This window comes from Clostridium muellerianum (assembly GCF_012926525.1).
GTDB classification, from domain to species: domain Bacteria; phylum Bacillota; class Clostridia; order Clostridiales; family Clostridiaceae; genus Clostridium_AM; species Clostridium_AM muellerianum.
Window position 1 is genome coordinate 1 of sequence record NZ_JABBNI010000025.1, and the last position, 26,053, is coordinate 26,053.

A 26,053-nucleotide genomic window follows, 5' to 3' on the forward strand; every position below is an offset into this window, starting at 1 on the left:
AAAAGTTTTTTGAAAATCCATTTTATAAAACTGTATAAGTGTTTCTATTAATTTTGGATGAAATAACCTATAAATCATGTTTTATCCTCAATATGAAATTTAGATTTTAAAATTGCATAACTGAAGTTTCTTATTGACATTTCTTAGCTGGACTTTTTATATTAGTGCAATACAATTTTTTATATGATCATAAATACATCAAAATCTATTCCAAGTTATTTAATGCTATACTTTAAGCCAAATAAGTATTTACCTAACTCAAAGTTATGTTAATATCCTGACATTCGCATTTATTCATTCACCCTGAAATACATATATTAGTTAGTTACTAACTATCATATTCTTAACAGCAGTGATGTTTTCCTAACAATTCCCACTTTTTGAAAATTTAATAAGTATACTCATATATTAGTAGCAAAAATATTATAAAATATATTTTCTATATGCAATAATTTGTTATAATTTATATTAAAGTATACTTAAATTAGGAGAATGAAAAATGAATGATTTTTATAAATATAATAATTATTTGCTAAAACAAAATATGAAGGACAGTTCTATATACCTATACATATATTATTTAAGGAAATTCTTAAAATGGTATGAAGAAGTTATAAAAATTCCATTTAAAACATTAGAAAAAAACATTGTTAAAAAGTACATAAAGAATATTTCTTCAAACATAAGTGAAAGTTATATAAATAATTATATTAATTTCTTTAAATCCTATAATAACTTTTTAATAAGTGAAGGTATTCAAAAAGAAATGGTAATAGATAATTCTCTGAAAGTGAAAATGTCAAAAGCCAAAGTTAATAAGAATAATTATGTAAATGAAAAATACATAGAAAACTTACTTCAAAAAATTTGCTCTATAGATGGAATAAAAAACTACACTATGCTTAATTTAATTGCGTATTCTGGATTAAGAGCTGCTGAAGTTACTGAACTTACCTTAGAAGATTTAGATTTTGATGAAAGAGTTATAAATATAACTGGTTCCTATACAAGAAAAGTTCCTATGAATTCCAATGTAGAAAGCTGTTTAAAATTATATTTGAAAGAGATATATACTATGGAAGATTACCTTTTTATAAATGAGAGGGGTACAAAATATACAGATACAGGACTGCGCTGGATACTACGGAAAAATTGTCCTGACGACAATATTACTATAACTACTTTAAGAGACTTTTACAAACTTAAGTTAAAAGAACAGGGATATACTCTGAAAGAAATAGATGAGTTATTAGGTTATACTACAAAACATAAAAGTTACTTGGACAAGTCCTTAAAGGAAATGCTTACCCCTTCAGAATTTGCAAAAATATTTAATGTAGCACCTATTACTGTAATTAAATGGTGTAATAAAGGTTTAATTAAAGCATATAGAACAGATAAAGGTTTTAGAAAAATACCCCCTTCTGAGGTAAAAAAATTACAGGCTGTTAGATAAAAGTAACCAAAGAAACGTTAAGCTGTATTCCGGCTGATATAGCTTAATGTTTTTTCTTAGTACACTGCGTATATTATTATTTCAAAAGGCTTATAGCTCCATATTTTAAAAACGTGGTTTTGATAACAAAATGTATTTTTAAGCAAACTTCATTTCATCTTAAGAATTACTTTTTATTTTTAATATATTCATCTATAAGTTTTATGTCATAAATATCCTTGTCTCTCCCCAGTTCCATTTTTTGTTTTTTAATACTTTCTAAACTACCAACTGGCAATCCGTCAATGAATTCAATTTCATCTACAAACCAATTTTCAAGCAATTCAATCTTGTCACTTACTTCTACTATTTTTAAGTTATCATATGATACTCTGTATTGACAGCCTTTTCTCAAATATTGTTCAATTAAATTTGTTGTACACCCCAAATCAATATCCCTTGTGGCTTCTTTAACTCCATGAATCACTAATCCTGCACCAGAAGTTATCCAATATTCACTTAATGGCAAATCTATTTCCTTGAGTATTTTAATTATATCTTCTTTACATAACATTTAACTATCCCCCATTTATAATCATTCTCAATAAATTACTATCGTTTATTACACTTAGTAAAAGTTAAAATACAAACTAGTAACTTCAAGTGTACACATATAATTAAATTGTATTAAGTCATTTTTATAATTCAAAATTATATTTATCAATACCTTATAACGCTCAAAAATTAAGGCGAAGCCTTATGGTTTAATATAATAAATTTAATTTTAATTCAACAGTATAAAATCCAATTTAAAAATGTATTTTTAAGGAAACTTCATTTCATTTTAAGAATTATTTGATAAAAACATCTTAAAAAATTATAGGTGGGATTGTCCACCTATAATACTAATATAAAAAGAAGATCTATCTATCCCAAATTTGAAATGCGACTCAAAAGCACTGCAGAATTCAAAATTGAATAATGCAGTGTTTATAAAAATTGTTCGATTTTTTGATTGTTTTGTTAGCGGTGGATTTAACTCCCCCATATTTAGCTTACCATACTTTACTATTGCAATCAATTAATGATTTTATAATAAATGTTTGATGTAATCTTATATGCTGCAACATAAACAAAAAAGAATACTATAATTACAATTAATATGCATTTGAAAATTAATAGTGTATCTGATAAGTGAAATCCCGCTAAAACTCTGCATATTAAATTATATCCAACAATCATGTGCAGAATTGTTACTCCAATAGGTAAGAAGAACATCAATTTTACTTGCTGATTAATGGTAGACTTTATTTCACACTTATCCATTCCAACATCTTGTAGAATTTGAAACTGTTTTTTGTCCTCTATCCCTTCTGAAAGCTGCTTATAGTAGAGTATCAATATAAGTGCAATCAAAAATAGAACTCCCATAAAGACGCATAAAAATAAACCACCGCCAAAGTAATTATACCAATTAAGGCTCTCTAAATCTCTGCTTGCAAAGTAAGTAATAGTTGACTTTTCTTTTATAGAATTCTTTATATTCTTTGCAAATGCAATTCGATTTTTTTCAGTTCCTTCTGTATTAAAAGACAGAGTGTACTGATTATCAGCTTCTGAAAAGTCATCTTGTTTATCATTTAAAGTTATATTGTTATTTTTTGCAAGAAGATGAATTTTGGTATAAAACCCCTCAAGATTTTCAGTTGCTTTTATTTCAATGGAATTTGGGAATCTTGTTTTAAGCATGTTATCCTTACCAAAATATACAGAGAAAACAACAGAAAGCAAGAAAATAATAGCTGTGCTAAAAATACAAATGCTGGCTAACCCCACACCATTCTTTTTCATACGATACATAAGATTTGAAACTGATATAAAATTTTGCGGCTTATAATATAGCTTTTCATTCTTTTTAATTGCTTTTAAAATAGCGATACTACCCGCTATGAATACTAAGTAGGTAGCAGTCATTAAAATCGGTGTAAACAGAATTAAATCCGAAATCTTGGTAGCAGAGAGAGCATAAAGATAAGAAAATATAAGTAATACAAAACCAACAATTGCAATTAAACTATGACCTTTAGGTTCTTTCTCACCAATGGAATTGCTTTTCAAAAGAGAAATAGTTTTGGTATGATGTATCTTAAAGATATTGATTCCAAAAACAATTCCATAAATAATTGCAAGTAACGAGAATGTTTTTGTAATTGCTCTTGCTCCAATAAAAAAATAATTCTCTCCGTTAAGATGCATAATATTGACAAATAACCTGAAGAAAATATTTCCAAAAACAAGTCCAAGAATCAGTGTACAAATAAAAGATGTAATAGCAATAAAGATTGTTTCGAAAAATAAAACAAGTATCATATGCCTTTTTTCAAGTCCAAGAATAGAAAATAATCCAAACTCCTTCATTCGCTGTTTCATCAGAAAACTGTTAGCATAAATTAGAAAAAATACACTAAACAGCCCAATAATAATCGTTCCTACTTTAAAGAAAGTCTGAACAAATTCTGATTGAAGTGGCAAGCTTGTCATTGTGCTTGTAGTTCCAATTGCTACATACACTAAAAAAGTAAATATGGTGCTAATGCTTGCAATAAGATAAGGAATATAAATTTGTTTGTTTCTTTTAAGATTATTTATTGCCAGCTTAAAACAAAATTTAGTTTTCATGATTGACACCCCCAGATATAATTAGGGTAAGTGTATCGGATATTTTTTGAAGAAACTTTTGTCTTGTCAAATCTCCTCTATAAAGCTGATGAAATACAACACCATCTTTAATAAAAAGTACACGGCTAGCATGACTTGCTGCCTGTGTGCTATGGGTCACCATTAGAATTGTCTGTCCGTTCTTATTAATTTCTTCAAACTGTGTAAGTAAATTACCAGCAGACTTAGAATCAAGCGCTCCGGTAGGTTCATCAGCTAATACCAGTTTGGGCTGTGTAATAAGGGCGCGGGCAACTGCTACACGCTGCTTTTGTCCACCAGAAATTTCATAAGGATACTTATTTAAAAGTTCGGTTAGTCCAAGTTGTCTAGCAAGCAGTTCCAGCTCTTGTTTTGATTTGTCAATTGGAACATTTGAAAGAACCAACGGTAAAAGAATATTATCTTTTACCGAAAAGGTATCTAAAAGATTAAAATCTTGAAATATAAAACCGAGATTTTTTCTTCTAAATGAAGAAATTTCTTTGTCTTTTAACATAGACATATTCATTCCGTCAAGAATTACTTGACCATCAGTACTTTTATCAAGTGTACTGATTATATTAAGCAAAGTTGTTTTTCCTGATCCAGACTCCCCCATAATTGCAACATACTCTCCCTTTTTTACAGAAAAACTTACATTTTTAAGCGCTGTATACTGTACGTTTCCCAGCTTTGCTTTATAAATCTTTTTTAATTTTATTACTTCTAAAAATGCCATAACAATTCCTCCCATTACTAACTCGCTTTATAAGTTAATTATATAGTAAAAGAAGTTTCTATATCTTAAGCCTAGATGACATTTTTATATCTAACATTACATTTTTGTCATGTAAAAATTATACTTTATATTTATCAAAACGCAGCTTGATTGTTGTTCCTTGTCTTAGTGCAGACTCTGCAGATATTTCAATATTTAATGCACAAGCTACTTTTTTGCAGAGATACAAACCCATTCCCGTTGATGTCCTATCGCTTCTTCCATTGTATCCTGTAAAACTTTTTTCAAAAATTCTTTCTAAATCTTCAGAAGCAATACCAATACCTGTATCTGAAATTCTTAGTTCGTTCAAATATGCATCAAATTCTATGGATATCCTTCCTTCTTTTGTATATTTCAGTGAATTAGATAACACTTGTTCTAATATAAAGGAAAACCATTTCTCATCCGTAAGTACGGTTGTCTCAAATTCAAGTAACTTAAGTTCTATATCCTTGTTGATAAAAATTATACTATATTTTTTTACAGCATTTTTTACGATTTTATAAAGAGAATATTGCTGGAATTTAAAATCCTTTGTAAGACTTTCAATTCTTAGATATTGTAAAACCATTTCAGTATATTGTTCGATTTTAAACAATTCTTGTTTAAATTTAAGTATAGTATCAGTGTCCTTAATCTTATTTTGAACAAGAAGATCTAAAACAAAAATTGGAGTCTTGATTTCGTGCACCCATAAATTAAAATAATCAGACTGCTCTCTATTTAACTGTTCTCTATCATCTAACAAACGCTTTGACTGATTATATAATTTAAGTAATAAGTTTTGGTAATCTGTTTCAATAAGATTATTGCTAAAATTTTCTTCTTCTATTGTAATTAAATCTTTGTTAATTTCATTTTGTAAAAATATATGTTTACGATAAAACCTTATAAATTCAGCGATAAAATAAACAGCACCAAGAAATGTAAGTACATAAATGGTGTAAATCACTGATGAAACCAGACTTTTATACAATATGGCGGATAAAACATAAAAGCTTATGCAAAAAAGAAAAAAAATAATCTGTCGATAAGCTGATTTTAAAAATGCTTTTAGACAAAAAATCAATGTTTTCATACTATTCATTTACCATATATCCAATACCTTTCTTTGTGACTATTATCTCAGGTAATCCTATATCTTCAAGTGTCTTTCTTAAACGGGCAATGTTTACAAACAAAGTATTATCGCTAACAAAATAATCGTCATTCCATAGCTTCATCATCAAATCTTTTTTTGAAATGGGACACCCCTTATTTTTTAGCAAAAGCTCCAGAATTTTAAATTCATTTTTTGTTAGCTCTACCTTTTGACCATTGTATGAAATTGAGTTTTCATCAATCAATAAAATTAAGCCATGGTATTCAATCATATTATTTTGTTTTTGAAAAGTATAGGTTCTCCTAAGTAAAGCTTGTATTTTTGCCACAAGCACTGATATATCAAAAGGCTTAGTGATGTAATCATCAGCCCCCATATTCATTGCCATTACCATATTCATTTTGTCACTGTTTGAAGATATAAAAATAATTGGTATATTAGAAATATTTCGTATTTCTTTACACCAGTAAAATCCGTTATAAAATGGTAATTTGACATCTAATAACAGCAAATGTGGTACTATTCTCGCTACCTGTTCTGTAATATTCAAAAAATCTCTTATATAGTCAACTTCATAACCCCACTTTTGTAATGAATCACAAAGCAACTCAGCGATAGAAATATCATCTTCAACAATTAATATTTTCATAGTTTATATCCCCCATTTTCATAAAAGAAAAAGTTAAATAAATATACTAAATTTATGCTTAGACTACTTAAAATTTCTCATTCTTATAACTAAGTTTCATAATTTTTTGCAACTGCGATTTAATTATTATAAAAATTATATCATAACATCCATATATTTTCATTATTTTACAGAAAGGGTAGAAATTTTTAACACTGGATTATTCAATTATTAAAGAGCATCATTCGTGTTTACAGTATCAAAAGTTATGTCACAATAATTTCAAATTACTCATAAATTGTTTAAGTATTTTTTCAACTTAATTTATTATTTATAATACTTAACTTTAAAATATGAATTATTTTCTATAAATCAATCTCTATTGATATTGGGCTATACTTACAAACTAGCAAGTATTTATTTGCTCCAATATACAAACGCTTTTCCTCCAGCATTTTTTCCTAGCATTTCAACTTTATATTTTCCATCCTGTGTGGCATTTATTTTTTCTTTTCCATTTGAATTTGCTTTTATTACTTTCAAAATATTATATTTGTCATCTAGAACTACTATGTTAAATTTACCTTTTTTAATATCAGATTCGAAGTTTAAATTTATAGTTTGTCATTATTAAAATTGATTTTAACGTTCCCTATAAAAAATACTGCTCTGTTTCTTTAAATGTATGGGTACATGCTATATATGATTTCATATAGGGTAAAAATTAACTTATATCAAAATTCTTATATAAATTTACTTTGCCTACCTTAGTAATCTCTAATTCTCTATTTATTTGAGATTTTTTAATCCAACATAATTCAATTAATCCATTAGCAATGATATATCCTAGCTTACCAGCTATATGATAGTCTTTTTCACTCCAATCATAACATTTAGTGCCACTTAGCCCTTTTATATCTTTTATTCTGCTTTTTATAATTTCTAGTTCAATAAATTTTTTATACCCTAACTCAGTAATATAAAATATGTCTTTTTCTAATTCAATATAGTTAAATTTTAAAAGAGCTTTCGTAAGCTTTATTCCTAATTTTCCAGCAATATGGTCATAGCAAAGTCTTGCGTTTCTTAAAGCTTCTGAATGTATAGACTGGCTTAGTGAAGTTATTTTAGGTGATTTTGAAAGCTTCATAAGCAATTGAAGTAACTTTACAATATCCTCATTAGCTAATTTAAAATATCTATATCGACCATATGCATACTTTTCAATTATTCCGGCATTAACCATTTTAGATAAATGAAAGGTTGCTGTTTGTGGTTTTATACTAGCTGCTTTAGCTAATTCTCCTGCTGTACGTTGTCCTCCAAGCAGACTCATAAGCATTATACATCTAGAAGAATCTGCTATTAATGATGCTATATCATCTATCATAGGATCTGGTTTCAACATAATAGCCTCCAAATTTATATAAATTAAATACATTACTTCCATATATATCGAAATAATTTCGTTATATAATAATATCATAAATTTATTTTAAATTATAGTTAGGGGAGCACTTTTGTAAAAAACTTAAAAGTAGTATATGAACTATTATGTAGTTTCTATATGGTTATTCTCCTTCATTATAATTTGAATGAATATATTAAAGAAATTTAGTGTAGTGCCTGCTTTGGATGAAAGGTTTTGGGCTAAGGAATATTCGCCCCACCTAGAAGCATCATTTACAAGCAATTGGTCCGAAAGACATGTGGCTTTTGTATGTGGACTTGGAACATTTGGACTTTCTAAAGGTCTCATAACCCCAAAAGGTATGGCTGGAAGATTTGGTAGTATAATCACAGAATTATATTTGCCACCTCAGAAGAGAGGGTATGAAAATGTCTATGAATATTGTTCCATGTGTGGTTCATGTGCAAAAAAATGTCCAGTCAATGCAATATCTATAGAAAATGGTAAAGATCACATGATATGCTCTAAGTTTTTGAGCAAAACAGCTGAAAAATATAAGCCTAGATTGGGCTGTGGAAAATGTCAGATAGGTGTGCCTTGTGAGAGTAGGATACCTAAGCAACGCACCATAAAATAAACATGTTCATATAAATTAGTATATACACTTGTTTTACTTTAGAGAGGAGCATTTAAATCTTTGATTTAAGGTGAATCGCTTTCTCTTTAGAGTTTTGTTTCTTCCACTAAGTTTAGATGAATTATCTAGGGACGTAGCTACCGTTATGCACTAACTCTAATGGGCAGGTATATTCTTTTCTTATTTTCACACTATCCCCTAAAAACAAATTACTATTTACATTACTCAACCTTAAATTGGAATTTATAACTTTGTATTACACTAAAGACACAATCATAAAAGATTACTATTTAAAGTACTCAGCTAATCTTTCACATTCTATTGGTGAAAATAAAAACTTATTTTTGTATTCAGCTCTTAGTCTTGTAATTTCATTAACACCTTTTTCTTCAGAATTCACTGCTTCTTTCATATCTTTTATTATACATGACATAATCTTTACAAAAGTAGAACTTTCGCAAATTTGACTTATTCTAAGTTCTAACTCATCATATTTATATCCATCTGTTGGATTTGTATAAACATCTTCAAAATAACTTCCAACAATTTCGTTAAGTTCTCCTAAAAGGCAATCCTCACTTATTGAATACCAATCTATACTTTTTTCATGTATTTGAAAAAATAATGCACCAAAAGCATTGAGCAATAATATTGAATTAGTAGTATCGTGCCACTCATCTGAATACTTTTCCCAGAAATTTAGATTTTCCCCTGCTTCTATTTCCTCTCCTGTATTGAGAAATAAAGTAACAGCATCAATTCCACTGGAAAACACCTCAAAATTACTGATATCACACTTGTTCTCCAAATAATCCCATAACATATTTAGTGCATCCTTCATCAAAATGGACATTTCTTTTCCAACCTTCATCATTGTTTCACTATATGAATTAAACACTCTATTAATAAAAAGAAGTTGTGCTAATATTTGTGTCTTATCTGAATATTTATTAAAAGTTTCTTGAGCATTCTCTGAAAAATCATAATACATCTGTTTTTTTTCGTTTTTCCCCAATGCAGCATAGTTTATTGTAAATAGATTCATTATTTAACTCCTCTCCACGATAAATTACAATTTCATCTTTTACTAAATTATAACATAGTTTACAAATATCAAACTTTACTTTATTGCAATAAAAAATAAAGTGTATCTATCTTAAATTCTCAATAGATACAATATTTATTGATGCTAGTTTGCTACTGCTTGATTCTTCTTTAGTTTATTATTAAAAATAATATATAGTATTACTCCAGTCAAAAATGTAATTATTTCTGTAATGGTCATGGACCATATAACACCATGCAATCCAAAGAAATTATTCAATACTATTATGACAGGAATAAAAAGAATTCCCTGTGTAATTGACATAATTGTTGATGGTGTTCCTTGACCTGATGCTTGAAAAATTCCTATAAATAATGTTGTAAATCCATTGAAAAATGCGGAAATAAGCATGGCAGCCATGATATAAACTCCAACACTTAATACTGCTGCATCATTAGAAAACAGATGAATAATTACATTTCTAAAAATATAAACTAAAGTAACAACTCCGCCTGATAATCCCAAAATCCATAAAGCTGATTGTTTTATACTGTCCTTTAATCTCTTAAAGTTTTCATTAGAAAAATTATATGCAATTAAAGGAATAATTCCTAGTGCAAGCCCCATTGCAAGAAATTCTGGTACTTGTACAATTCTCAAAGCAATCCCAAAACTAGCTACTACACTTTCTCCATATCTAATTGAATAATTATTCAAGAGAAGAGTTGTAATAATTAGAAAACCAGCTAGGAACAGTTCAGAAACCCCAATTTTGTATATCTCTATTTTATCTTTAAGAGAAATATTAAAATTCTTAATAAATCCTTTTAAATTCTCACTTTTCGTTTCCAAGTAATAAACATAGTAAATAGATGAAGCTATATTAGCTAAAATCATTGACAATGCTACTCCTACAACATTAAATTTAAATAATAGTATAAATAATGGGTCAAAAATAAGACTAAAAATTGTACTTACAACCATTCCGAACATTGATTCTTTTGATGCTCCTTCTGCTCTCACAACCTGCTCCAATGCAAAGTTCATTACAATTGCAAAACCACCAATAAACATAGTTAAAGAATAGCTTTTTGTATAATTAATAATAGCAGAAGTATCTGCCCCCATAATCTTAACAATAGGAGTAAGTGCTATTGTTAAGATTATTCCAAGCAAAACTCCTATGGTAATACTACTGTAAAAAGTATATCCTGCTACCTTCTTAGCTTTATCTATATTTTGTTTTGCAACAAGACGAGTTATAAATGTTCCACCTCCAGCTCCTAACATATTTCCAAAAGCCATCAATATAGTGAAAATTGGTAGTCCTAAAGTAATGGCAGTTAACATATCTGTATTTTTTAATAGTCCAATAAAAAAAGCATTAATAACATTATATATTGTACCTACCGACATACCAATCATCATAGGAATAGACAAATGTGCAATTGCCTTAGTAATTGGTGCATTTTCTAAATAATATTCGTTTGACAATTTTTGTTTCATAATTTCATCCTCCACAATAAGTATTCTTAGAATTCATATTCTTAGAGTTCTAAGTTTTTAGGTATAAGTTATTATATTAATAACTTATAAATTTCTATCTACTTTCAATAGCAAAGCTAACAACGTCTCTTTTTCTTGTTCCGTCAAGCTTGCAATAATATTTTCCTCTTCCTCAACCAATGATTTATTAAAATCTTCTATTAATTCAGCACCTTTAGGCAATACATATATATATTTTTGTCTTTCATTCTCTTTAGGAATTCTTCTTTCTATATATCCTTTTTTCTCTAACCCTTGAAGCATACTTGTAATGCTTGCTTCTGTACGTTGAAATGCTCGTGCCAAATCTTTTTGAATAATACCACTGTCCTGATGTTCATAAATATAACCTATCATGCGTCCTTGTTGAGAATTTAATCCTAACTTTTTCACTTTTTCATCAGAACTGAGTTTCATTTTTATGGCAATACTTCTTATTAATTGTGAATATGGTGTTTGTATAGAGTATCTAGAATTAGTCATTCAAATTCCTCCCGAAATTTTCTTAGATTGCTAACTATTTATAGTTTAACAATTAGAATTCAAAGTGTCAATATTTATTTTATATTTATAATGTTTCTTTCATTAATATTCAAGCGGTACATGACCCGTTCCCATTAAAATTAACACTTTTTTATGTCCAATAACGTTTTTTAATATATTTTCATTTATATAGTTATCCCTTATAGAATTAGTTGAATTAGGCTTATTTTTGTCATCTGGGATACCCCAATCAACACCTTTTACTGGAATACCAAGTTTATTTGCTATCAAATGGCAATAAAGCATTTCAGTAGGACCATCTGCAAAATTGCCATTATCCAGTTGTTCAGGTCTACTTTCAATTAAAAGAACATCAGGTTTTAAATTTTCAATAAAAGTTTTATTTTCATTAAAATACTTTTTAGAAGCAAGCTCCTTTAAAACAACTAATCATGTCGTGCACTAACTCTAATGGGCAAGTGTACTTTTTTTCTTATTTTCATCTTATGTTCTAAAAATAAATTGCTATTTTCATTACTCAAACTTAAATTGGAATTTGTCTATTTTACTGGTGGTTTCCATAGTGGTACATCTATAAATGTGCTCTCTTTTATATTTGGAAGAATATCATATATAGAACAATTCATTTGTTGCTCAAAATACTCTTTCATTTCAAATGTTGCATTCCAACGCTCCACGGTAAATGGAAATGTTCCATAACGTCTTGTTGTATTAACAAACCGCTTTTCTAACATACAAAAACCTTGAGCATCTGCAAGTGCATCACAAACAATCAACAGTCTATCATAGTCATCATAAATTATGTCATTAAGATACTTCCTAACAAATTCGCTTTCTTCATCACTCATATCATTTTTCCCTATTTCTTTGTCAAAGTCAGGTACTGGGAATGAATGTGTCAAGCAAATTCTACTTACTTCATCCCACCCTTTTTCCTTCATAAATTTATATCCATCAATACCATGTCTTCTAGCACTTACTCCATATCTTCTACCTATATCATGAAGAAGTCCTAACACATATGCTTTGACTGGGTTAATATTACTACATTTTTCTGCAATAATTTGAGCCGCTAATCCTACATTGATAGAATGTTCTGTCCACGGTCCTTGGTTTAATTGTCCTGCTATTTCTAATTCTTTTTCAGCCATTTCTTTATTTGGAAACATATTATCCTCCTATATGTATAATGCAAATTCTAGCTTGTTACCTTGTTCCATAGTTAGTTAAATCGCTGTTAAGTTGCTCTACAAATTACTATTTATCTTTATATATAGATATTAAAAATTATCGTTCTTAATATAATTTAGGCAAATATCCCATTTCAACCATTGCATTGATGTATGTTACGAAATGTTGATTATGTTTTTTAATATCATTCTCACTTATACCAATAAAAATTATTACTTGATACATAAGATTACATTCAACACAGGTAAAATAGTACTCCTCCGTAGTTTCCTCAAAGAAGAAACATATATCACTCCCTTGATAAGGATCATCGTAAAAAACTTTATTACGTTCTGTATGAGGTAAATAGTATCCATGAATATTAAGCCCAAATTGTTGAGGATGAGCGCACTGAGCCTCAAGAAACAAATCACTTTTTTCTTTATGCCATTTTGTTATTTCTTCGTCTGTCATATCAGAAAATCTTGGTGCTTTATGCTCCTTATCTTTAAAATGTCTCATAATCACATCTGCTTTAAAAAGGCTCAAACGATCATCATTTAAGGCTAGAGGTAAAGCATCACATTGTTTAAAAAAATACTGTTCTATTTCCTTAAATTTATGGGGATGAGTACGTACAGTCACTAACTTAGCATATTCTTTCAGCAACTGATGGAGTCTTTCATCTGTTTTAGCATCTGATATTTTTACTACTTTGCTAGTAATACTTATAAAATTATTATTATTTATATTGTCATCTTTATTTCTCTCAAAAGACATTAATATTCCTCCAATTGCATAAAAATTAAATCAATAAACTTTATTAAATTTTATTTTATAATTTTCACTAAGGTTTATAAAGATTATATCATATTTGTAATATTGTTACATATCAAGCCAAACCTCAGTAAATTTAAAATAGATACAACTAGTTTTTGGTAATACCACGAAAAAACACTGTAAAATTTTTAAATAATACAGTGTTTTTATGAATCATTCATTTTTTCAATTATTTCGCTAAATAAGAATATACAAAACTAAAATGTTGAATTATTCTAAATAGTTTAGTATCAATTACAAATTACAATCACTATCTTTTAGAAACGGTGCGTCGATATCGTGTTGTGCCAATATAGGCTTATCTGTAGGAAAAGTGATATATAAATCTGGGTCATTCCACATTATAAATACTATACATAAATTTACAACTGTTATTTATTTCATGTAAAAACTATAGTAGTAAGTTTTACTTTTCCAATTAAATAACTTAAATATTCAATACTTTGGTAATACTTTTTATTGAACTAATAAGTGGTATCAATAAAATTAATCCGCTTATTATCACTGCACTTATCGGCAAACCTTTCTTATATCCTTTTCGCGTAAGTGCAACAATACCAAGAACCAAACTGACCAAAGATATAGCAAATATTAAATTCATAATAAAATATGAAATTGCTGCTCCTTTGTTAAATCCTGAAACTATAGGCGTAGAAAAATCTAGAATGGCCTGTATAACAGCATATATAATAGGGATAAATGCTAGAAAAAAAGATATAATTCCAATCTTTGATTGTTTCGATTTATACATAATTTCCTCCTTGTATAAAAATTTCATTTTGCTATTTAGTCCCAAATACTTACATTATATCATTTTAAAACCATTTACTCCATATAACTTGTAAATATTAAACTTTTTATACCACTTTTTAACACCGTATTATTTAATTTTCAACGATTCATGATTTGCCTAACAGCCGCCAATAAAAATGGGTATGAGATTTGACATGGTACGCCTACTGCTTATTCTATTTTCGTAGCAAAGATCATCATTGGGATTTTAAAATTTTGATAATTACATCACATTTTTTCAGAAAGAGTATATATCGTAAATTTAAAATAGATACAAATAGTCTTTGTAATGCGACGTAAAAACACTGCAAAATCCAGCTTTGAATAATGCAGTGTTTAAGTAAATTGTTCGTTTTTCTAGTCATTATGTTAAATTAAGAAGAAATTGATGCAATTGAAAATCAAATCTTTTAACTTGTAGAAAATACTAATACGATTGGGCATGGATTATAAAATTAAACTATGATATATGCTCATTTTCATAGTAATCTTTTCTAAGCAACGCATACCATGACTCGTCACATATTCCCTGATTATTTATACCAGCTTCCCTTAGTGTGCCCTCATACTTCAAACCACACTTTTCCATTACTTTGCCAGAGTAAGGATTACGTGGATCATGTCTAGCTTCTATACGGTTAACCCTTACTTCATCCATTAAATATTTTATTATTGCAGAAAAAGCCTCAGAGGTTATCCCTTTATTCCACCAGGACTTACCTATACAATAATAAACATGAACAGATTCTACATTCTCGTTGTACCTAGTCACTCCAATTTGACCAATAACTTGATGAATTTCTTTAAGTTCAATTCCCCAGACATAAGTACTCACTTTTTCATATTCATCGATAAGTGACTTAATATGTTTTATTGAATCATCTATCTCTTTATGCGCAGACCACATAAAATACTTTGTAACATCTTCATCACTTGTCCAGTTATTAAACATATCTTGAGCATCACTAATTTCAAATCGACGTAATATCAGTCGTTCCGTTTCTATAGTTTGTGTTCCCAAGTGGTTCATTAACATTCCCCCCCCAAATATAAATTTACTCACTTTTTTACGACTGTGATTTAATTAATATCAAAATTATACCACGTTTTCCACATATTTTTATGAATATATAGAATATAAGCATTTTTAGCACTGCATTATTACATTTTCAAAGAGCATCGTTCGTACTTTCTTCTTCACCACCTACGTCGCATAATCTTCAAATAAAATGTATATATCACGTCTTAAAGATATATATACATTTTATTTGAAATGCGGCGCAAAAACACCACATAATTTAACTTTGAATAATGCAGTGTTTTTGCAAATTGTTCATTTTTTGAGTTGTTGCGTCAAATATGAAGATTCTAAACTATATTCTTTTTTTCATAAAGTATCTTTTATGTCCATGTGGACACTCATATAATATTCCAAAAATATCATATCCATGCTTGATATAAAAATTCTTTGCTTGAAAATCAAATGTATCTAAATGAATTAGATAACACCCTTTATCTTTAGCAACTTTTTCTACTTCACTTAAAAGCTTTGAACCAAGCCCATCTTTTCTATGATTTTCTTTAACCAACAAAACATCTATATATAAACAATTCCAACAGTACATTTTGCTATTTATCCCTGCAATAATATCTCCATTTGCATCTACAATAGCCCTATTTATCCATATAAAGGAAGCTTCTTGGGTGAGTGGAACTTTAGATAAGTTATACTTGACTATGCCATCAACAATTAATTCTGCTTCCTCTCTATTACTTTCCTTTATAGTATAATCATACATACTTATTCCTCCCGAATTTTGCTAATTAATAAATAAATTTGTGATTGTATTTTTCACTTCATAATAAGTAATATTAAATGATTTTCCATTTTTGAGGTAGTACCACAAGGATAAAAATATAATAAACAGGTGGATTACAAAACGTCAAAAAACTAGCCTTACACAGATTTAAGCAACATTTATTAAGTCGCAATTAATAACCAATTATGGGAACCCAAGCAGTTTCAAGAGGAGCATATTCAATAAAAACCGTAGTTCTTTCATTTAGTATTATAGAACATTGAGTAAATATTACATTTACTGTTTTAAAAAAACTTTCATCCTTTTACATAAACTAAAAAAAGAGATTATGAGCAAAAATAATACTGACGAGAATTACCTCATCAGTAAATTTTATCATGCAAAATTTTTTAATTATTAATTTTAGGTGTATTGTTTTTCACTACATCCCTTACATATTCAAGATCAAATTCATTTATTTCTGCAATATATTCTATAGAAAGTCCTTTACTGTATTGTTTCAATATAAGTTGTTTTATTGCTTCTTCTCTTCCTTCTTCAATTTTTTCCCTATCTCTTTCCAATAAAGTCATGAATTCCACCTCCACTGAAATATCATTTTTAACTTTCTGTACTCTTTTATGTATACTTTTAACAAGATTTCCTTTAGACTTATTTACTGTATCATCCGTTGAATTTTCTACATATTTAAGAAATTCTAATAATTCTTCACTTAAATCATTCATGATTCCTTTTGTATTTAATATTATTTTTTGTGCTTCATCCTTTAACATTATACTATTATCTTCTAAGCATATATTTTCAAAAGTATATTTATGGCGTCCTTTATTAAACAAATCAAATGTGCAAATAAATATTATATAACTTTTTGTAAGCTTCCTATAATCTTCGCCTTTGCTTATTAAATCTAAATCTATGCTTCCTTGATAATATCTTAGTCTTTTAGGTAAATTTTTATGCTTTCCTCGCTGCATTTCTACATTATAGATTGTATTATTTTCATCTTTAACGTAAACATCAAGCCTGATGCCTTTGCTTTCAAGCAATAAATCTATGGTTTTCTGCTCCTCTATCATTTCAACTTTTTCTATATCAATTTCTAAAATCTTTTCCAATAATTCTTTACAAATCTGTTTATCACTCATAACTTTTGCAAACAAAAAATCATCTTCAAGATTTAATTCTTTTAGAGTTTTATTCATTAATATTAACCTTACCTTATTTTTATCTTTTGTATTTATTATTATCAATATTATAGCTAATTAAACATTATGTTTCAATATACTCAAATATAATTTATATCCTATTCATTTTTTAATAAATTACTACTTATCTTTTACTAAATTATAACATAGTTTACAAATATCAAACTTTATCTTATTGCAATAAAAAATAAAGTGTACCCATCTTAAATTCTCAATAGATACACTTTATGTTTCAACTGCGATTTAATTATTATAAAAATTATACCATAATATCCATATATTCCCATAGTTTTACAGGAAGCATAGAAATTTTAACACTGCACTATTCCATTTTCAAAAAACATTTAAGTCGCATTTTTTATTATGCCTAATATGAAGATTAAATTTTATAAGTTAGTAGTACATTCAATACTTAATGATTGCTTTTTAATCAATTATTACTTTTGCTTTGGAAAGATTATCAGCTGTAAAGCTTCTTGTTCTATGATAAAGCCTATAACTTATATCTATAAATCCATATTTGCAAGCTTGGAATTTGTTGCTTAGTCATTATATTCATTTGCTATAATTTTTTTAGTCTCCTATCATATTTGGACTAGTCGTTTTCCCAATTCAAATGCTTTTTTACAATCTTGTGGAAATACTTCCTTCCTACGTTTTAATTTTTCGTTAGCATCAAAAGCTGTTGAAACATATTTTGAATAATCATCAAATTGATAAGTATCAGTTACAAAAAGTGATTCTGTTTTTCCCAAAAATCTTTCCAATAAAAATTCATTATATTTAAGAGCTTCTTTCCATTTTGTTTGTTCCAATCTTTGTTCATTAACTCCAAATGTATAAATTAATCCTATAGAAATTCTTCTATCAAAAAGCGAAGAATGATTTTCATCATAGACTAAATATGGAAAAATTAATCGTTCCATAAAAGATCTCATTTCACCTGTAATTGATCCCAAATAAATTGGAGAACCAAAAATTATAGCATCTGAACTCTTGATTTTTTCTAAAATTGGCTTCATTTCATCATTAATAGCACACTTTCCATAACTATTACCATTTATTAATTTACATGCAAAACAACTTTTGCATCCTTTATAGTTCAAATCATATAGATTGATCAATTCTATTTCTGCTCCATTTGAAGCTGCTCCCTCAAGAGCTTTGTTTAACAAAATTCCTGTATTCCCGTTTTTTCTTGGACTTCCGTTAACAGCAATTATCTTCATGTTAATACCCCATTTCCTCTTTTATAAAATTTAATTATGTAATTACTTTTATTAATAGTATAATGGTTGTACTATAGAACAATGTCAAGAATTACTTATTAAAGATTTAAAAAAATCACATTCACCTAAATGCTTATTTTCCTTTACTTTATTTAATAATTCTATCAATCTATATAATTCTTGAATTTGATTTTCAACTCTAGTTATCCTGTTATCTATATAATTTACTAACTTATCTTGATGAGCACATTTATCATTACTAACCATTTTAATCAAATCCGATATTTCTCTTAAACTAAATCCATAATTTTTCATTCGAATAATAAATTTAATTCTTAATACATCTTCCTCCGCATAAACTCTATAACCACTTTCATTCCTAGCTGGATTAGGTATCAAATTTATATTTTCATAATATCTCAAAGTTTCTTTTCCTATATTAAATAATTCTGATAGATCTTTTCGTGTATATTTATACAAACTTTTTCTCCTTATTATTACAAGTTTTAGGTTCATTTTAGCAAAACAAATTGGAAGTTGTTTAAGTCCACATTTTAATGTTTTTCAATTTTGGAACATCTCCATTTTCATAAGGATTATAATTGGGAAGTTTACAACCAAACTCTTTTAAGTATTTAATTTTTCCATCATCATCCCATTCAATAATAGATGTCGCATCAAAATTCTCTATTCACCCATCCTTCATTAAGTTTTTGAAATCAACAAACCAATTACCACCTTTGTTGTTATCATTAATCAAAACCTTAGAAAACTTTTCAGGTAAATCTATTATGTTTGATGAAAAAGTGATTGCAGTCCAATAACGTGGAAAATATTCCGTCTTCCACAATTCAATATCATACCTTTCTTTTCTGAATACATATTACTCTATACCAAACCAATTTCTGATTCTTTTCTTAACTTGATAACAATTGTTTTTAACATCCAAATACGCTTCTTCAAAAATTTGATTATACAAGGGAACACATAGTTTATACAATGTTATAACATTACATTATTCTGTATCATCCTGGTATCCAATAAGTGCAATTAATCCAGTAGCAAGAGTCTGGCCCCAACTCAGATAGTCATGTCCACTTTTAAAAAATTCAAAATCAACATGATAGTCTAATGATTCTAATGTGTTCTTAACATTCAATGAATTGTTAATCATTGTTTGTTTATTTTCAAGAACGCCTATATTCATGTAAAACTTTAATGGCAGTTTTGGACTTAATTTTATTTGTTCACTCATCCAACAATCAAGTTCACTACTTCTCTTTTCAAGCTCTACTTGACATTCATTTTTTTATCTGATTTTATAGGCTTATACCAAAATGAACCTGATTGACAAAGTACGTTTCTAAACACCTCAGAATGTTTTAATCCCATATATGTAGTTGTTAATCCTCCAAGGCTCAAGCCACCAATTACCGCCTTTTGAGGATCCTTTGATAAGTTATATTTTTCTTTAAGCCAAGGTATCATTTCATTTGCTACAGAATTACAAAATAAATCATTACACGATAAATCCTCAGATCTTTTATCTGTTGAATCAATAAAAATTGCTACAATAGGCGGGATTTTTTTATCAGCAATCAAATTATTCAAGACTTGTTCTGCTTTAAGAACATTTATATAATCATAGCCATCTGTCAATGTAATAAAACCATAAGGTGATGAATCCTTGTTATAACCAGATGGTTTGTAAACATTTATGCCTCTAGGTTCTATGAAATATGAGCTTTCAAATTCATACTTTGTAATAGTTCCTTTTGGTATGTCGATTTTTTCTTCAAGCCAAAAATTTTCGCCTGAATTAGTCATTTTTACATATTATTTCAAAATAAATTGTCTTATTTGCTTAGTTAAATAAAGTAGGCTCATACAAATATAATTACTACTAATATTTTGAGCATTTTTAAAAATATCAGTTAATGTATATAAAAACCTTGCATCTGCTTGTATTAATTCATAAGCAGTCTTCTGTACTTTATTCAAATCATTTCTCCTTCAAGTTCTAATATAAACAAATTACTATTTGTAATACTCAATGTTAAATTGGAATTTGTGTATATGTCATTCTTTGTCGCTACAAAAGTCTTGATAATGTAAATTGGTTTTAATTTCGGGACTATCTCCAAAGAAAGCCTTTCTGTTTTCAGAAATATCCTTCAAATAATAATCCAGCCAAGCAATAACATATGCATTTGCATGATATAACATATCAGCATGGTCAACATTGCTTTTTCTAAACATTACCTTATCAGCATGTAATTCATGGTAATATTGTTTCATCTTATCAAAAGGTATTACAGTATCGGAATCAAATGGGCCCGTTCCTGACATAATCATCATAGGTATGTTTATTTTATCTAGGTGATATGCGTAGACGTTTTTTGTATTTAATTCAAATCCCCAATTTAATGCAATCCCCAGTTCCTTATTTGTAGGACTGATTGAGAATGCCACATCATACATAGCTCCATTTTCATATTGAGTAATTGCATTAAATGTTCCCATGCCGCCTTGAGAATGACCTCCCACAGCTATTTTTTTTCTATCAATCATGTTGGCTATTTCTTCAGTATTTAATGCGAAATCTAATGTTTCTGAGGGGTGTTTTCCGTTCCAGTTTATCTCATAATTGTTTCCAATAACAACATATCCGAAACTTGCAATATGCTTGAATACATCATCATATTTATCACATGGCACACCTGTTCCGTTAATCATAACTATCAAAGGATATTTACCTTTTTCTTTTGGATACCACACTTCAAAAAACTTTTTCTTTCCTGGTTCTTCTGCTGTTTCCGGAGCATCGTATCTTTTTGAATTAACTTTATACTCACCCAACTTTGAATATTTTTTTTCTATTGCACCATCTGTTTCAACCTTTTCCCAGTATCTACTTGGAACTGATTTTTTAAATGATAAACAAATCAACAATATAATAATCAGTACAATCGGTACTAAAATAATTATACCCATAATCTTTAACACTTTTTTCATTGCTGCCTCCTTGACGTAACATATGTTACACCATATAATATACAGTATAATTAAACATAAATAAAGTCACAAATGGTATGCATTTGTGACACCATAGGAGCTATAAAATGAAAAACAAGCGAAATGAAGACCTTAATAATCTAACTAAAGAAAGCATCTCATTGGCATATTATAAATTATTATTGCAAAAAGAAGATATTTCTATCAAAAAGATTTGTGAAAAAGCAGGTGTATCAAGGAATGCCTATTACAGGAATTTTGAGTCAGTCGATGAAATAATTATTTATTATCTTATTCTGAAATGGGCAAATTACTGTGAAAATGCTGGTACCGAAACCGAGATCTCTAATGATGTTGGTAGTCACCTCATTAAATACTTTTATTCTGAACGTGAGTTTGTTCGAGCTATAAAACAACAAGGACAGATATACTTAGTTGAAGAGTTGTTTAGAAAAGTTCTTATTCCAAAAGATGTCTCTGGTGCCGAAAAATACTTTTCCTATGTTGTAGCATATTCCATTTACAGCTTTATTCGGGCAATGATTGACAATGATTTTACCGAAACTCCTGATGAACTCAATGCAATGTTTAAAGCATATGAGAAATTAAAAAGCAAAAATTAAAACTACCTTGGTATATTTTCCAAACCCAATTAACTGTAGGGGTTAAGGGATACAATCGATACAATGCAACGATATAACTTTCCTTACAAATTCCTATTTACATTGCTCAACCTTAAATTGGAACTTATCAGTTCTACATATTATACTTCCTTAATCCACTTATAAATTCCTGTATCTCATAATTTACCTGTTCTGGATTGTCTCCATTTGAAAAATGTGATGCATTACTTATTATATGAAGTGGATATCCCTCTTTCTTTGACCATGCTTGACAATATTGATTTACTTTTCCAGTTTTATCAAATTCGCCAAGCAAAATCAGTACCGGAAAAGAAAAACTAACATCTTTATTTTCCTTTATAAAGGCACCATAAGCAGTATCCATTTGTTCAATAATTTCGGATTTTGTAAATGTTGCAAGCATTTCTATCATCTTGTCATATGAATACTTCGTCCTAGAAACAGATTTTGCCATGCTTTTTCGCAAAGCATTTGCTGAAAAACATTTTGCTATTAAAGCAACATGTTTTAACCACCAAATATCTAATTTTGAGTAATAAATAATGCCAAAAGGTGTGGTATCAAGTGCTATAAAACCTTCTACTTTTTCAGCATAATGAAATGCGAACTCCTGACTAGGATAGCCACCCATAGACATACCGACCAATATTACCTTATCAATTTTTTCCTGATCCAATATTTTCATCAGATCATGTGCACAATTCTCATATGTAAAATTTGAATATGGGTGTGAAAGACCATGGAGAGGAACATCCCATGTAATTACCGTATATTCTTGTTTAAAGTATTCCACCTGTTTTTCAAACATGGAGTGGTCGGCGGTTACACCATGCGTAAAAACGATACATTTTGCGTGGGGATTTTTGTTACGACTAATCCAATAATAAACAGTCCCCCTTCTTGTCTTTAACTCCTTACCATTCACCTTACACAACCTCGCTTCCGTATACATAAAACATTAAGTAACATTTCAATTATTCTCGATAAATTACTTAAACTTAAATTGGAATTTATAAAAGTGTTCTGTTCATATTTTTTTCAAATCTAAAGAAATAATCACCTTCATCAGCTGGCATTCCGCCTACAGTCTCTGGCATATTTGGATCTCTGTGGAGTGGGTTATAAAACTCAACAATGTGAAAGCCACATTTATTGACATAGAAATGAATGTTCCTCTTTTCAAAATATGGTGTACATGTTTCCCATACCTTTGTTTCAGGGTGTAAATTTTCTATTGCCTTCCAAAATGCCTGTCCAACGCCAGTTCCTTGACAACCAACTTTAATAAAAAGAAAATCCAAATGATTATGATGTGTTTCCTTATCAACATTTATGACTGTTCCACCAGAAACCTCACCGTTAATAATTGCCTGATACGCTTCAGCACCATTGGCATTGAGTGAATCATCTATATCCTTTTCTGGCAAAATTAATTCATCGGATGCCCCACATTCCTTTTCATATCCATATTGAAATGCCTCTTGCATGTCTCGTTTAAAAACTGCAATGTTTTCTGATTTAAGTGGAACCAATGTAAGTTTCATATTCATCACCTCATAAATTTAATATTTACATTACTCAACCTTAAATTGGAATTTGTCGTGGTAAGTACAAAATCAACTCCATGTAATAAACTAAATTTACCACCTACCCAAGGCTGTTAGTAAAAAAATATAATGTGTTTTGTAAGGCATAAGCATAGCGGAATGTGTTTCCACCATTACCTTGAATTTCTCAAGTGAAACATATGATACCTCTTTCACTTCATTATCGTAGAAAGAGTACTCCTCTAAAAGAATATCCTTTCTATAAAGGAACACATCATCTATTTCATTTTCAATATATCCATCAACCTCCCCATACTCTCGACACGAAAAGAGATACTGGAGTTTATCTATTTCTAAATCAATGCCAAGTTCTTCTTTTCCTTCTCGTATAGCTGCTTCTAAAGATGTTTCACCGGCTTGGATATGCCCTGAAAACGAAATATCCATCATATTTGGGAACATAACTTGATTATTTCGAGTTTGTAGTAGTATCTCATCATTAGAATTAATAATCCATACACAAACACCTTTATGAATAAGTGCTTTTTTATGAGCCTCGTATTTTTCCTCGGTCTTACCACATTTTTGACCTAGTTCGTCATAAATATCTATCATTTCCATACAATACAGTACCTCCATAAATTGCTATTTAGAATAGTTCATTAAATTTTTAGTTTTTGCAAAACACCTCATATCTCCTATCTAATATAACTTCAAACTTTTTATAATCCTTCCAGTCAAAAGCAAATTCACAAGGAATATCATTCAGTTCATTAAAAATGAAATCTATGTAATCTTTCATAAACTGTCCACTAGCATAATAATATTCAGTAAATGCTAATCCTTCATCATTAAAATCATCACTCCACAGCTTACCATCACAACATGTTAGAAAAAAATCAACACCTGTCATTTCTTTTTTTTCCACCTTTTCAAGCTTTTCCGAATCATATTTCTTATGCATGCCTCCTACAAGATTATTATTAATAATCCATGTAAGATAAAATCCAATATGAACACAAGATCTTTCAATAATTATCCTACTTTGTTCATCATTAATATTTTTAGAATCTATTTTCTCTGTAGAGCAATACGCCTTCATTGCTCTATCATAATAATTATCATAACTATCGAAAACAGCCATTACGTCATTCATCCTTTCAAATTTACTATTTATAACTTTGTATTATACTAAAGACACAATCATAAAAGATTACTATTTAAAATACTCAGCTAATCTTTCACATTCTATTGTTGAAAATAAAAACTTATTTTTGTATTCAGCTCTTAATCTTGTAATTTCATTAACACCTTTTTCTTCAGAATTTATTGCTTCTTTCATGTCTTTTATTATATATGACATAATCTTTACAAAAGTAGAACTTTCGCAAATTTGGCTTATTCTCAATTCTAACTCATCATATTTATACCCATCTGTTGGATTTGTATAAACATCTTCAAAATAACTTCCAACAATTTCGTTAAGCTCTCCTAAAAGGCAGTCCTCACTTATTGAATACCAATCTATACTTTTTTCATGTATTTGAAAAAATAATGCACCAAAAGCATTAAGCAATAATATTGAATTAGTAGTATAATGCCATTCATCTGAATATTTTTCCCAGAAATTCAGATTTTCCTCTGCTTCTATTTCCTCTCCTGTATTGAGATATAAAGTAGCAGCATCAATTCCATTAGAAAACACCTCAAAATTACTGATATCACATTTGTTCTCCAAACAATCCCACAACATGTTTAGTGCATCCTTCATCAGAATAGACATTTCTTTTCCAACTTTCATCATTGCTTCACTATATGAATTAAACACTCTGTTAATAAAAAGGAGTTGTGCTAATATTTGTGTCTTATCGGAATATTTATTAAAACTTTCTTGGGCATTCTCTGAAAAATCATAATACATCTGCTTTTTTTCGTTTTTCCCCAATGCAGCATAATTTATTGTAAATAGGTTCATTATTTAACTCCTCTCGTCGATAAATTGC

General features: G+C 28.7%; 31 protein-coding genes and 1 pseudogene. 3 read left to right on the top strand and 29 right to left on the bottom strand.

Going from position 1 to position 26,053, the window contains the following annotated elements; genetic code table 11:
• The first annotated feature begins 499 nt into the window (after positions 1–499).
• Positions 500–1,456 carry a tyrosine-type recombinase/integrase gene (locus HBE96_RS13020; protein WP_169298179.1) on the top strand — a complete coding sequence of 319 codons (957 nt, stop codon included), beginning with the start codon at positions 500–502 and terminating at the stop codon, positions 1,454–1,456.
• Positions 1,457–1,622: 166 nt separating this feature from the next.
• Here the strand turns inward: HBE96_RS13020 and HBE96_RS13025 are convergent, their stop codons facing one another.
• From HBE96_RS13025 to HBE96_RS13050, 7 genes are all read right to left on the bottom strand, one after another.
• Positions 1,623–2,009 (bottom strand): hypothetical protein, encoded by a 387-nt coding sequence (locus HBE96_RS13025; protein WP_169298180.1) that lies wholly within the window; start codon positions 2,007–2,009, stop codon positions 1,623–1,625.
• 503 nt (positions 2,010–2,512) lie between these two features.
• On the bottom strand, positions 2,513–4,114 hold the full coding sequence (locus HBE96_RS13030; RefSeq protein ID WP_169298181.1) for an ABC transporter permease family protein: 1,602 nt from the start codon (positions 4,112–4,114) through the stop codon (positions 2,513–2,515).
• Positions 4,104–4,874 carry an ABC transporter ATP-binding protein gene (locus HBE96_RS13035; protein WP_169298182.1) on the bottom strand — a complete coding sequence of 257 codons (771 nt, stop codon included), beginning with the start codon at positions 4,872–4,874 and terminating at the stop codon, positions 4,104–4,106. The genes HBE96_RS13030 and HBE96_RS13035 overlap by 11 nt, the downstream gene beginning before the upstream one ends.
• 118 nt (positions 4,875–4,992) lie before the next feature.
• Positions 4,993–5,868 (bottom strand): ATP-binding protein, encoded by an 876-nt coding sequence (locus tag HBE96_RS26855; RefSeq protein ID WP_169298183.1) that lies wholly within the window; start codon positions 5,866–5,868, stop codon positions 4,993–4,995.
• A gap of 127 nt (positions 5,869–5,995) precedes the next feature.
• The gene (locus tag HBE96_RS13045; protein WP_169298184.1) at positions 5,996–6,667 is read right to left on the bottom strand and encodes a response regulator transcription factor; all 672 of its coding nucleotides are present in this window, start codon (positions 6,665–6,667) and stop codon (positions 5,996–5,998) included.
• A 396-nt stretch (positions 6,668–7,063) separates the two neighbouring features.
• Positions 7,064–7,189 (bottom strand): hypothetical protein, encoded by a 126-nt coding sequence (locus tag HBE96_RS26680; RefSeq protein ID WP_281064348.1) that lies wholly within the window; start codon positions 7,187–7,189, stop codon positions 7,064–7,066.
• 181 nt (positions 7,190–7,370) lie between these two features.
• Positions 7,371–8,054, bottom strand: a complete 684-nt coding sequence (locus HBE96_RS13050) for an ArsR/SmtB family transcription factor (protein WP_243186930.1) — start codon at positions 8,052–8,054, stop codon at positions 7,371–7,373.
• A 208-nt stretch (positions 8,055–8,262) separates the two neighbouring features.
• Between HBE96_RS13050 and HBE96_RS13055 the strand changes: the two are divergent.
• Positions 8,263–8,694, top strand: a pseudogene (locus HBE96_RS13055) (4Fe-4S binding protein); the annotation flags it as partial.
• Positions 8,695–8,980: 286 nt separating this feature from the next.
• Here the strand turns inward: HBE96_RS13055 and HBE96_RS13060 are convergent.
• From HBE96_RS13060 to HBE96_RS13140, 17 genes are all read right to left on the bottom strand, one after another.
• Positions 8,981–9,739, bottom strand: coding sequence for a hypothetical protein (locus HBE96_RS13060; protein WP_169298185.1), 759 nt, complete (start codon positions 9,737–9,739; stop codon positions 8,981–8,983).
• Positions 9,740–9,883: 144 nt separating this feature from the next.
• Positions 9,884–11,245: an MATE family efflux transporter gene (locus tag HBE96_RS13065; RefSeq protein ID WP_169298186.1), complete on the bottom strand. Its 1,362-nt coding sequence runs from the start codon at positions 11,243–11,245 to the stop codon at positions 9,884–9,886.
• Positions 11,246–11,329: 84 nt separating this feature from the next.
• Entirely contained in the window at positions 11,330–11,767 is a 438-nt protein-coding gene (locus HBE96_RS13070) for a MarR family winged helix-turn-helix transcriptional regulator (protein ID WP_169298187.1), read from the bottom strand.
• A gap of 102 nt (positions 11,768–11,869) precedes the next feature.
• Positions 11,870–12,073: a hypothetical protein gene (locus HBE96_RS13075; protein ID WP_243186931.1), complete on the bottom strand. Its 204-nt coding sequence runs from the start codon at positions 12,071–12,073 to the stop codon at positions 11,870–11,872.
• Between the two features lie 254 nt (positions 12,074–12,327).
• On the bottom strand, positions 12,328–12,957 hold the full coding sequence (locus HBE96_RS13080) for an HD domain-containing protein (protein ID WP_169298188.1): 630 nt from the start codon (positions 12,955–12,957) through the stop codon (positions 12,328–12,330).
• 127 nt (positions 12,958–13,084) lie between these two features.
• A complete protein-coding gene (locus HBE96_RS13085) occupies positions 13,085–13,738 on the bottom strand; it encodes a hypothetical protein (protein WP_169298189.1) in 654 nt (217 codons plus the stop codon).
• 487 nt (positions 13,739–14,225) lie between these two features.
• Positions 14,226–14,549 (bottom strand): hypothetical protein, encoded by a 324-nt coding sequence (locus tag HBE96_RS13090; RefSeq protein ID WP_169298190.1) that lies wholly within the window; start codon positions 14,547–14,549, stop codon positions 14,226–14,228.
• A 501-nt stretch (positions 14,550–15,050) separates the two neighbouring features.
• A complete protein-coding gene (locus HBE96_RS13095) occupies positions 15,051–15,620 on the bottom strand; it encodes a GNAT family N-acetyltransferase (RefSeq protein WP_169298191.1) in 570 nt (189 codons plus the stop codon).
• A 343-nt stretch (positions 15,621–15,963) separates the two neighbouring features.
• Positions 15,964–16,389: a GNAT family N-acetyltransferase gene (locus tag HBE96_RS13100; RefSeq protein WP_169298192.1), complete on the bottom strand. Its 426-nt coding sequence runs from the start codon at positions 16,387–16,389 to the stop codon at positions 15,964–15,966.
• 410 nt (positions 16,390–16,799) lie between these two features.
• Positions 16,800–17,612, bottom strand: a complete 813-nt coding sequence (locus HBE96_RS13105; protein WP_169298462.1) for an Rpn family recombination-promoting nuclease/putative transposase — start codon at positions 17,610–17,612, stop codon at positions 16,800–16,802.
• Positions 17,613–18,199: 587 nt separating this feature from the next.
• Complete coding sequence (locus tag HBE96_RS13110) at positions 18,200–18,844, bottom strand: flavodoxin family protein (protein ID WP_169298193.1); 645 nt, start codon at positions 18,842–18,844, stop codon at positions 18,200–18,202.
• Positions 18,845–18,928: 84 nt separating this feature from the next.
• On the bottom strand, positions 18,929–19,324 hold the full coding sequence (locus HBE96_RS13115; RefSeq protein WP_169298194.1) for a MerR family transcriptional regulator: 396 nt from the start codon (positions 19,322–19,324) through the stop codon (positions 18,929–18,931).
• A 211-nt stretch (positions 19,325–19,535) separates the two neighbouring features.
• Complete coding sequence (locus HBE96_RS13120) at positions 19,536–19,694, bottom strand: hypothetical protein (RefSeq protein WP_169298195.1); 159 nt, start codon at positions 19,692–19,694, stop codon at positions 19,536–19,538.
• 165 nt (positions 19,695–19,859) lie between these two features.
• On the bottom strand, positions 19,860–20,018 hold the full coding sequence (locus HBE96_RS13125; protein ID WP_169298196.1) for a hypothetical protein: 159 nt from the start codon (positions 20,016–20,018) through the stop codon (positions 19,860–19,862).
• A 116-nt stretch (positions 20,019–20,134) separates the two neighbouring features.
• Positions 20,135–20,671 carry an alpha/beta hydrolase gene (locus HBE96_RS13130; protein ID WP_169298197.1) on the bottom strand — a complete coding sequence of 179 codons (537 nt, stop codon included), beginning with the start codon at positions 20,669–20,671 and terminating at the stop codon, positions 20,135–20,137.
• A gap of 9 nt (positions 20,672–20,680) precedes the next feature.
• Complete coding sequence (locus tag HBE96_RS13135; RefSeq protein WP_169298198.1) at positions 20,681–20,845, bottom strand: hypothetical protein; 165 nt, start codon at positions 20,843–20,845, stop codon at positions 20,681–20,683.
• Between the two features lie 78 nt (positions 20,846–20,923).
• The gene (locus HBE96_RS13140) at positions 20,924–21,859 is read right to left on the bottom strand and encodes an alpha/beta hydrolase family protein (protein ID WP_169298199.1); all 936 of its coding nucleotides are present in this window, start codon (positions 21,857–21,859) and stop codon (positions 20,924–20,926) included.
• Between the two features lie 107 nt (positions 21,860–21,966).
• On the opposite strand from HBE96_RS13140, the gene HBE96_RS13145 reads away from it, so the two are divergent.
• Complete coding sequence (locus HBE96_RS13145) at positions 21,967–22,482, top strand: TetR/AcrR family transcriptional regulator (RefSeq protein ID WP_169298200.1); 516 nt, start codon at positions 21,967–21,969, stop codon at positions 22,480–22,482.
• Between the two features lie 133 nt (positions 22,483–22,615).
• On the opposite strand, the gene HBE96_RS13150 is transcribed toward HBE96_RS13145, so the two are convergent.
• The 5 genes from HBE96_RS13150 to HBE96_RS13170 form a co-directional block, all read right to left on the bottom strand.
• A complete protein-coding gene (locus tag HBE96_RS13150; protein ID WP_206154928.1) occupies positions 22,616–23,455 on the bottom strand; it encodes an alpha/beta fold hydrolase in 840 nt (279 codons plus the stop codon).
• Positions 23,456–23,513: 58 nt separating this feature from the next.
• Positions 23,514–23,990: a GNAT family N-acetyltransferase gene (locus tag HBE96_RS13155; RefSeq protein WP_425350735.1), complete on the bottom strand. Its 477-nt coding sequence runs from the start codon at positions 23,988–23,990 to the stop codon at positions 23,514–23,516.
• A 153-nt stretch (positions 23,991–24,143) separates the two neighbouring features.
• Positions 24,144–24,671 carry an NUDIX hydrolase gene (locus HBE96_RS13160; RefSeq protein WP_169298202.1) on the bottom strand — a complete coding sequence of 176 codons (528 nt, stop codon included), beginning with the start codon at positions 24,669–24,671 and terminating at the stop codon, positions 24,144–24,146.
• Between the two features lie 49 nt (positions 24,672–24,720).
• Positions 24,721–25,206 carry a DUF7832 domain-containing protein gene (locus tag HBE96_RS13165; protein ID WP_169298177.1) on the bottom strand — a complete coding sequence of 162 codons (486 nt, stop codon included), beginning with the start codon at positions 25,204–25,206 and terminating at the stop codon, positions 24,721–24,723.
• A gap of 60 nt (positions 25,207–25,266) precedes the next feature.
• A complete protein-coding gene (locus HBE96_RS13170) occupies positions 25,267–26,025 on the bottom strand; it encodes a hypothetical protein (RefSeq protein ID WP_169298203.1) in 759 nt (252 codons plus the stop codon).
• Between the last annotated feature and the right edge of the window lie 28 nt (positions 26,026–26,053).

Coding starts and splice junctions, on each gene's coding strand:
- HBE96_RS13020 (WP_169298179.1), top strand. CDS start 500: ATGAATGATTTTTATAAATATAATAATTATTTGCTAAAACAAAATATG.
- HBE96_RS13025 (WP_169298180.1), bottom strand. CDS start 2,009: ATGTTATGTAAAGAAGATATAATTAAAATACTCAAGGAAATAGATTTG.
- HBE96_RS13030 (WP_169298181.1), bottom strand. CDS start 4,114: ATGAAAACTAAATTTTGTTTTAAGCTGGCAATAAATAATCTTAAAAGA.
- HBE96_RS13035 (WP_169298182.1), bottom strand. CDS start 4,874: ATGGCATTTTTAGAAGTAATAAAATTAAAAAAGATTTATAAAGCAAAG.
- HBE96_RS13045 (WP_169298184.1), bottom strand. CDS start 6,667: ATGAAAATATTAATTGTTGAAGATGATATTTCTATCGCTGAGTTGCTT.
- HBE96_RS13050 (WP_243186930.1), bottom strand. CDS start 8,054: ATGTTGAAACCAGATCCTATGATAGATGATATAGCATCATTAATAGCA.
- HBE96_RS13060 (WP_169298185.1), bottom strand. CDS start 9,739: ATGAATCTATTTACAATAAACTATGCTGCATTGGGGAAAAACGAAAAA.
- HBE96_RS13065 (WP_169298186.1), bottom strand. CDS start 11,245: ATGAAACAAAAATTGTCAAACGAATATTATTTAGAAAATGCACCAATT.
- HBE96_RS13070 (WP_169298187.1), bottom strand. CDS start 11,767: ATGACTAATTCTAGATACTCTATACAAACACCATATTCACAATTAATA.
- HBE96_RS13075 (WP_243186931.1), bottom strand. CDS start 12,073: ATGCTTTATTGCCATTTGATAGCAAATAAACTTGGTATTCCAGTAAAA.
- HBE96_RS13080 (WP_169298188.1), bottom strand. CDS start 12,957: ATGTTTCCAAATAAAGAAATGGCTGAAAAAGAATTAGAAATAGCAGGA.
- HBE96_RS13085 (WP_169298189.1), bottom strand. CDS start 13,738: ATGTCTTTTGAGAGAAATAAAGATGACAATATAAATAATAATAATTTT.
- HBE96_RS13090 (WP_169298190.1), bottom strand. CDS start 14,549: ATGTATAAATCGAAACAATCAAAGATTGGAATTATATCTTTTTTTCTA.
- HBE96_RS13095 (WP_169298191.1), bottom strand. CDS start 15,620: ATGAACCACTTGGGAACACAAACTATAGAAACGGAACGACTGATATTA.
- HBE96_RS13100 (WP_169298192.1), bottom strand. CDS start 16,389: ATGTATGATTATACTATAAAGGAAAGTAATAGAGAGGAAGCAGAATTA.
- HBE96_RS13105 (WP_169298462.1), bottom strand. CDS start 17,612: ATGAATAAAACTCTAAAAGAATTAAATCTTGAAGATGATTTTTTGTTT.
- HBE96_RS13110 (WP_169298193.1), bottom strand. CDS start 18,844: ATGAAGATAATTGCTGTTAACGGAAGTCCAAGAAAAAACGGGAATACA.
- HBE96_RS13125 (WP_169298196.1), bottom strand. CDS start 20,018: ATGATTAACAATTCATTGAATGTTAAGAACACATTAGAATCATTAGAC.
- HBE96_RS13130 (WP_169298197.1), bottom strand. CDS start 20,671: ATGACTAATTCAGGCGAAAATTTTTGGCTTGAAGAAAAAATCGACATA.
- HBE96_RS13140 (WP_169298199.1), bottom strand. CDS start 21,859: ATGAAAAAAGTGTTAAAGATTATGGGTATAATTATTTTAGTACCGATT.
- HBE96_RS13145 (WP_169298200.1), top strand. CDS start 21,967: ATGAAAAACAAGCGAAATGAAGACCTTAATAATCTAACTAAAGAAAGC.
- HBE96_RS13150 (WP_206154928.1), bottom strand. CDS start 23,455: ATGTATACGGAAGCGAGGTTGTGTAAGGTGAATGGTAAGGAGTTAAAG.
- HBE96_RS13155 (WP_425350735.1), bottom strand. CDS start 23,990: ATGCAAGAGGCATTTCAATATGGATATGAAAAGGAATGTGGGGCATCC.
- HBE96_RS13160 (WP_169298202.1), bottom strand. CDS start 24,671: ATGGAAATGATAGATATTTATGACGAACTAGGTCAAAAATGTGGTAAG.
- HBE96_RS13165 (WP_169298177.1), bottom strand. CDS start 25,206: ATGAATGACGTAATGGCTGTTTTCGATAGTTATGATAATTATTATGAT.
- HBE96_RS13170 (WP_169298203.1), bottom strand. CDS start 26,025: ATGAACCTATTTACAATAAATTATGCTGCATTGGGGAAAAACGAAAAA.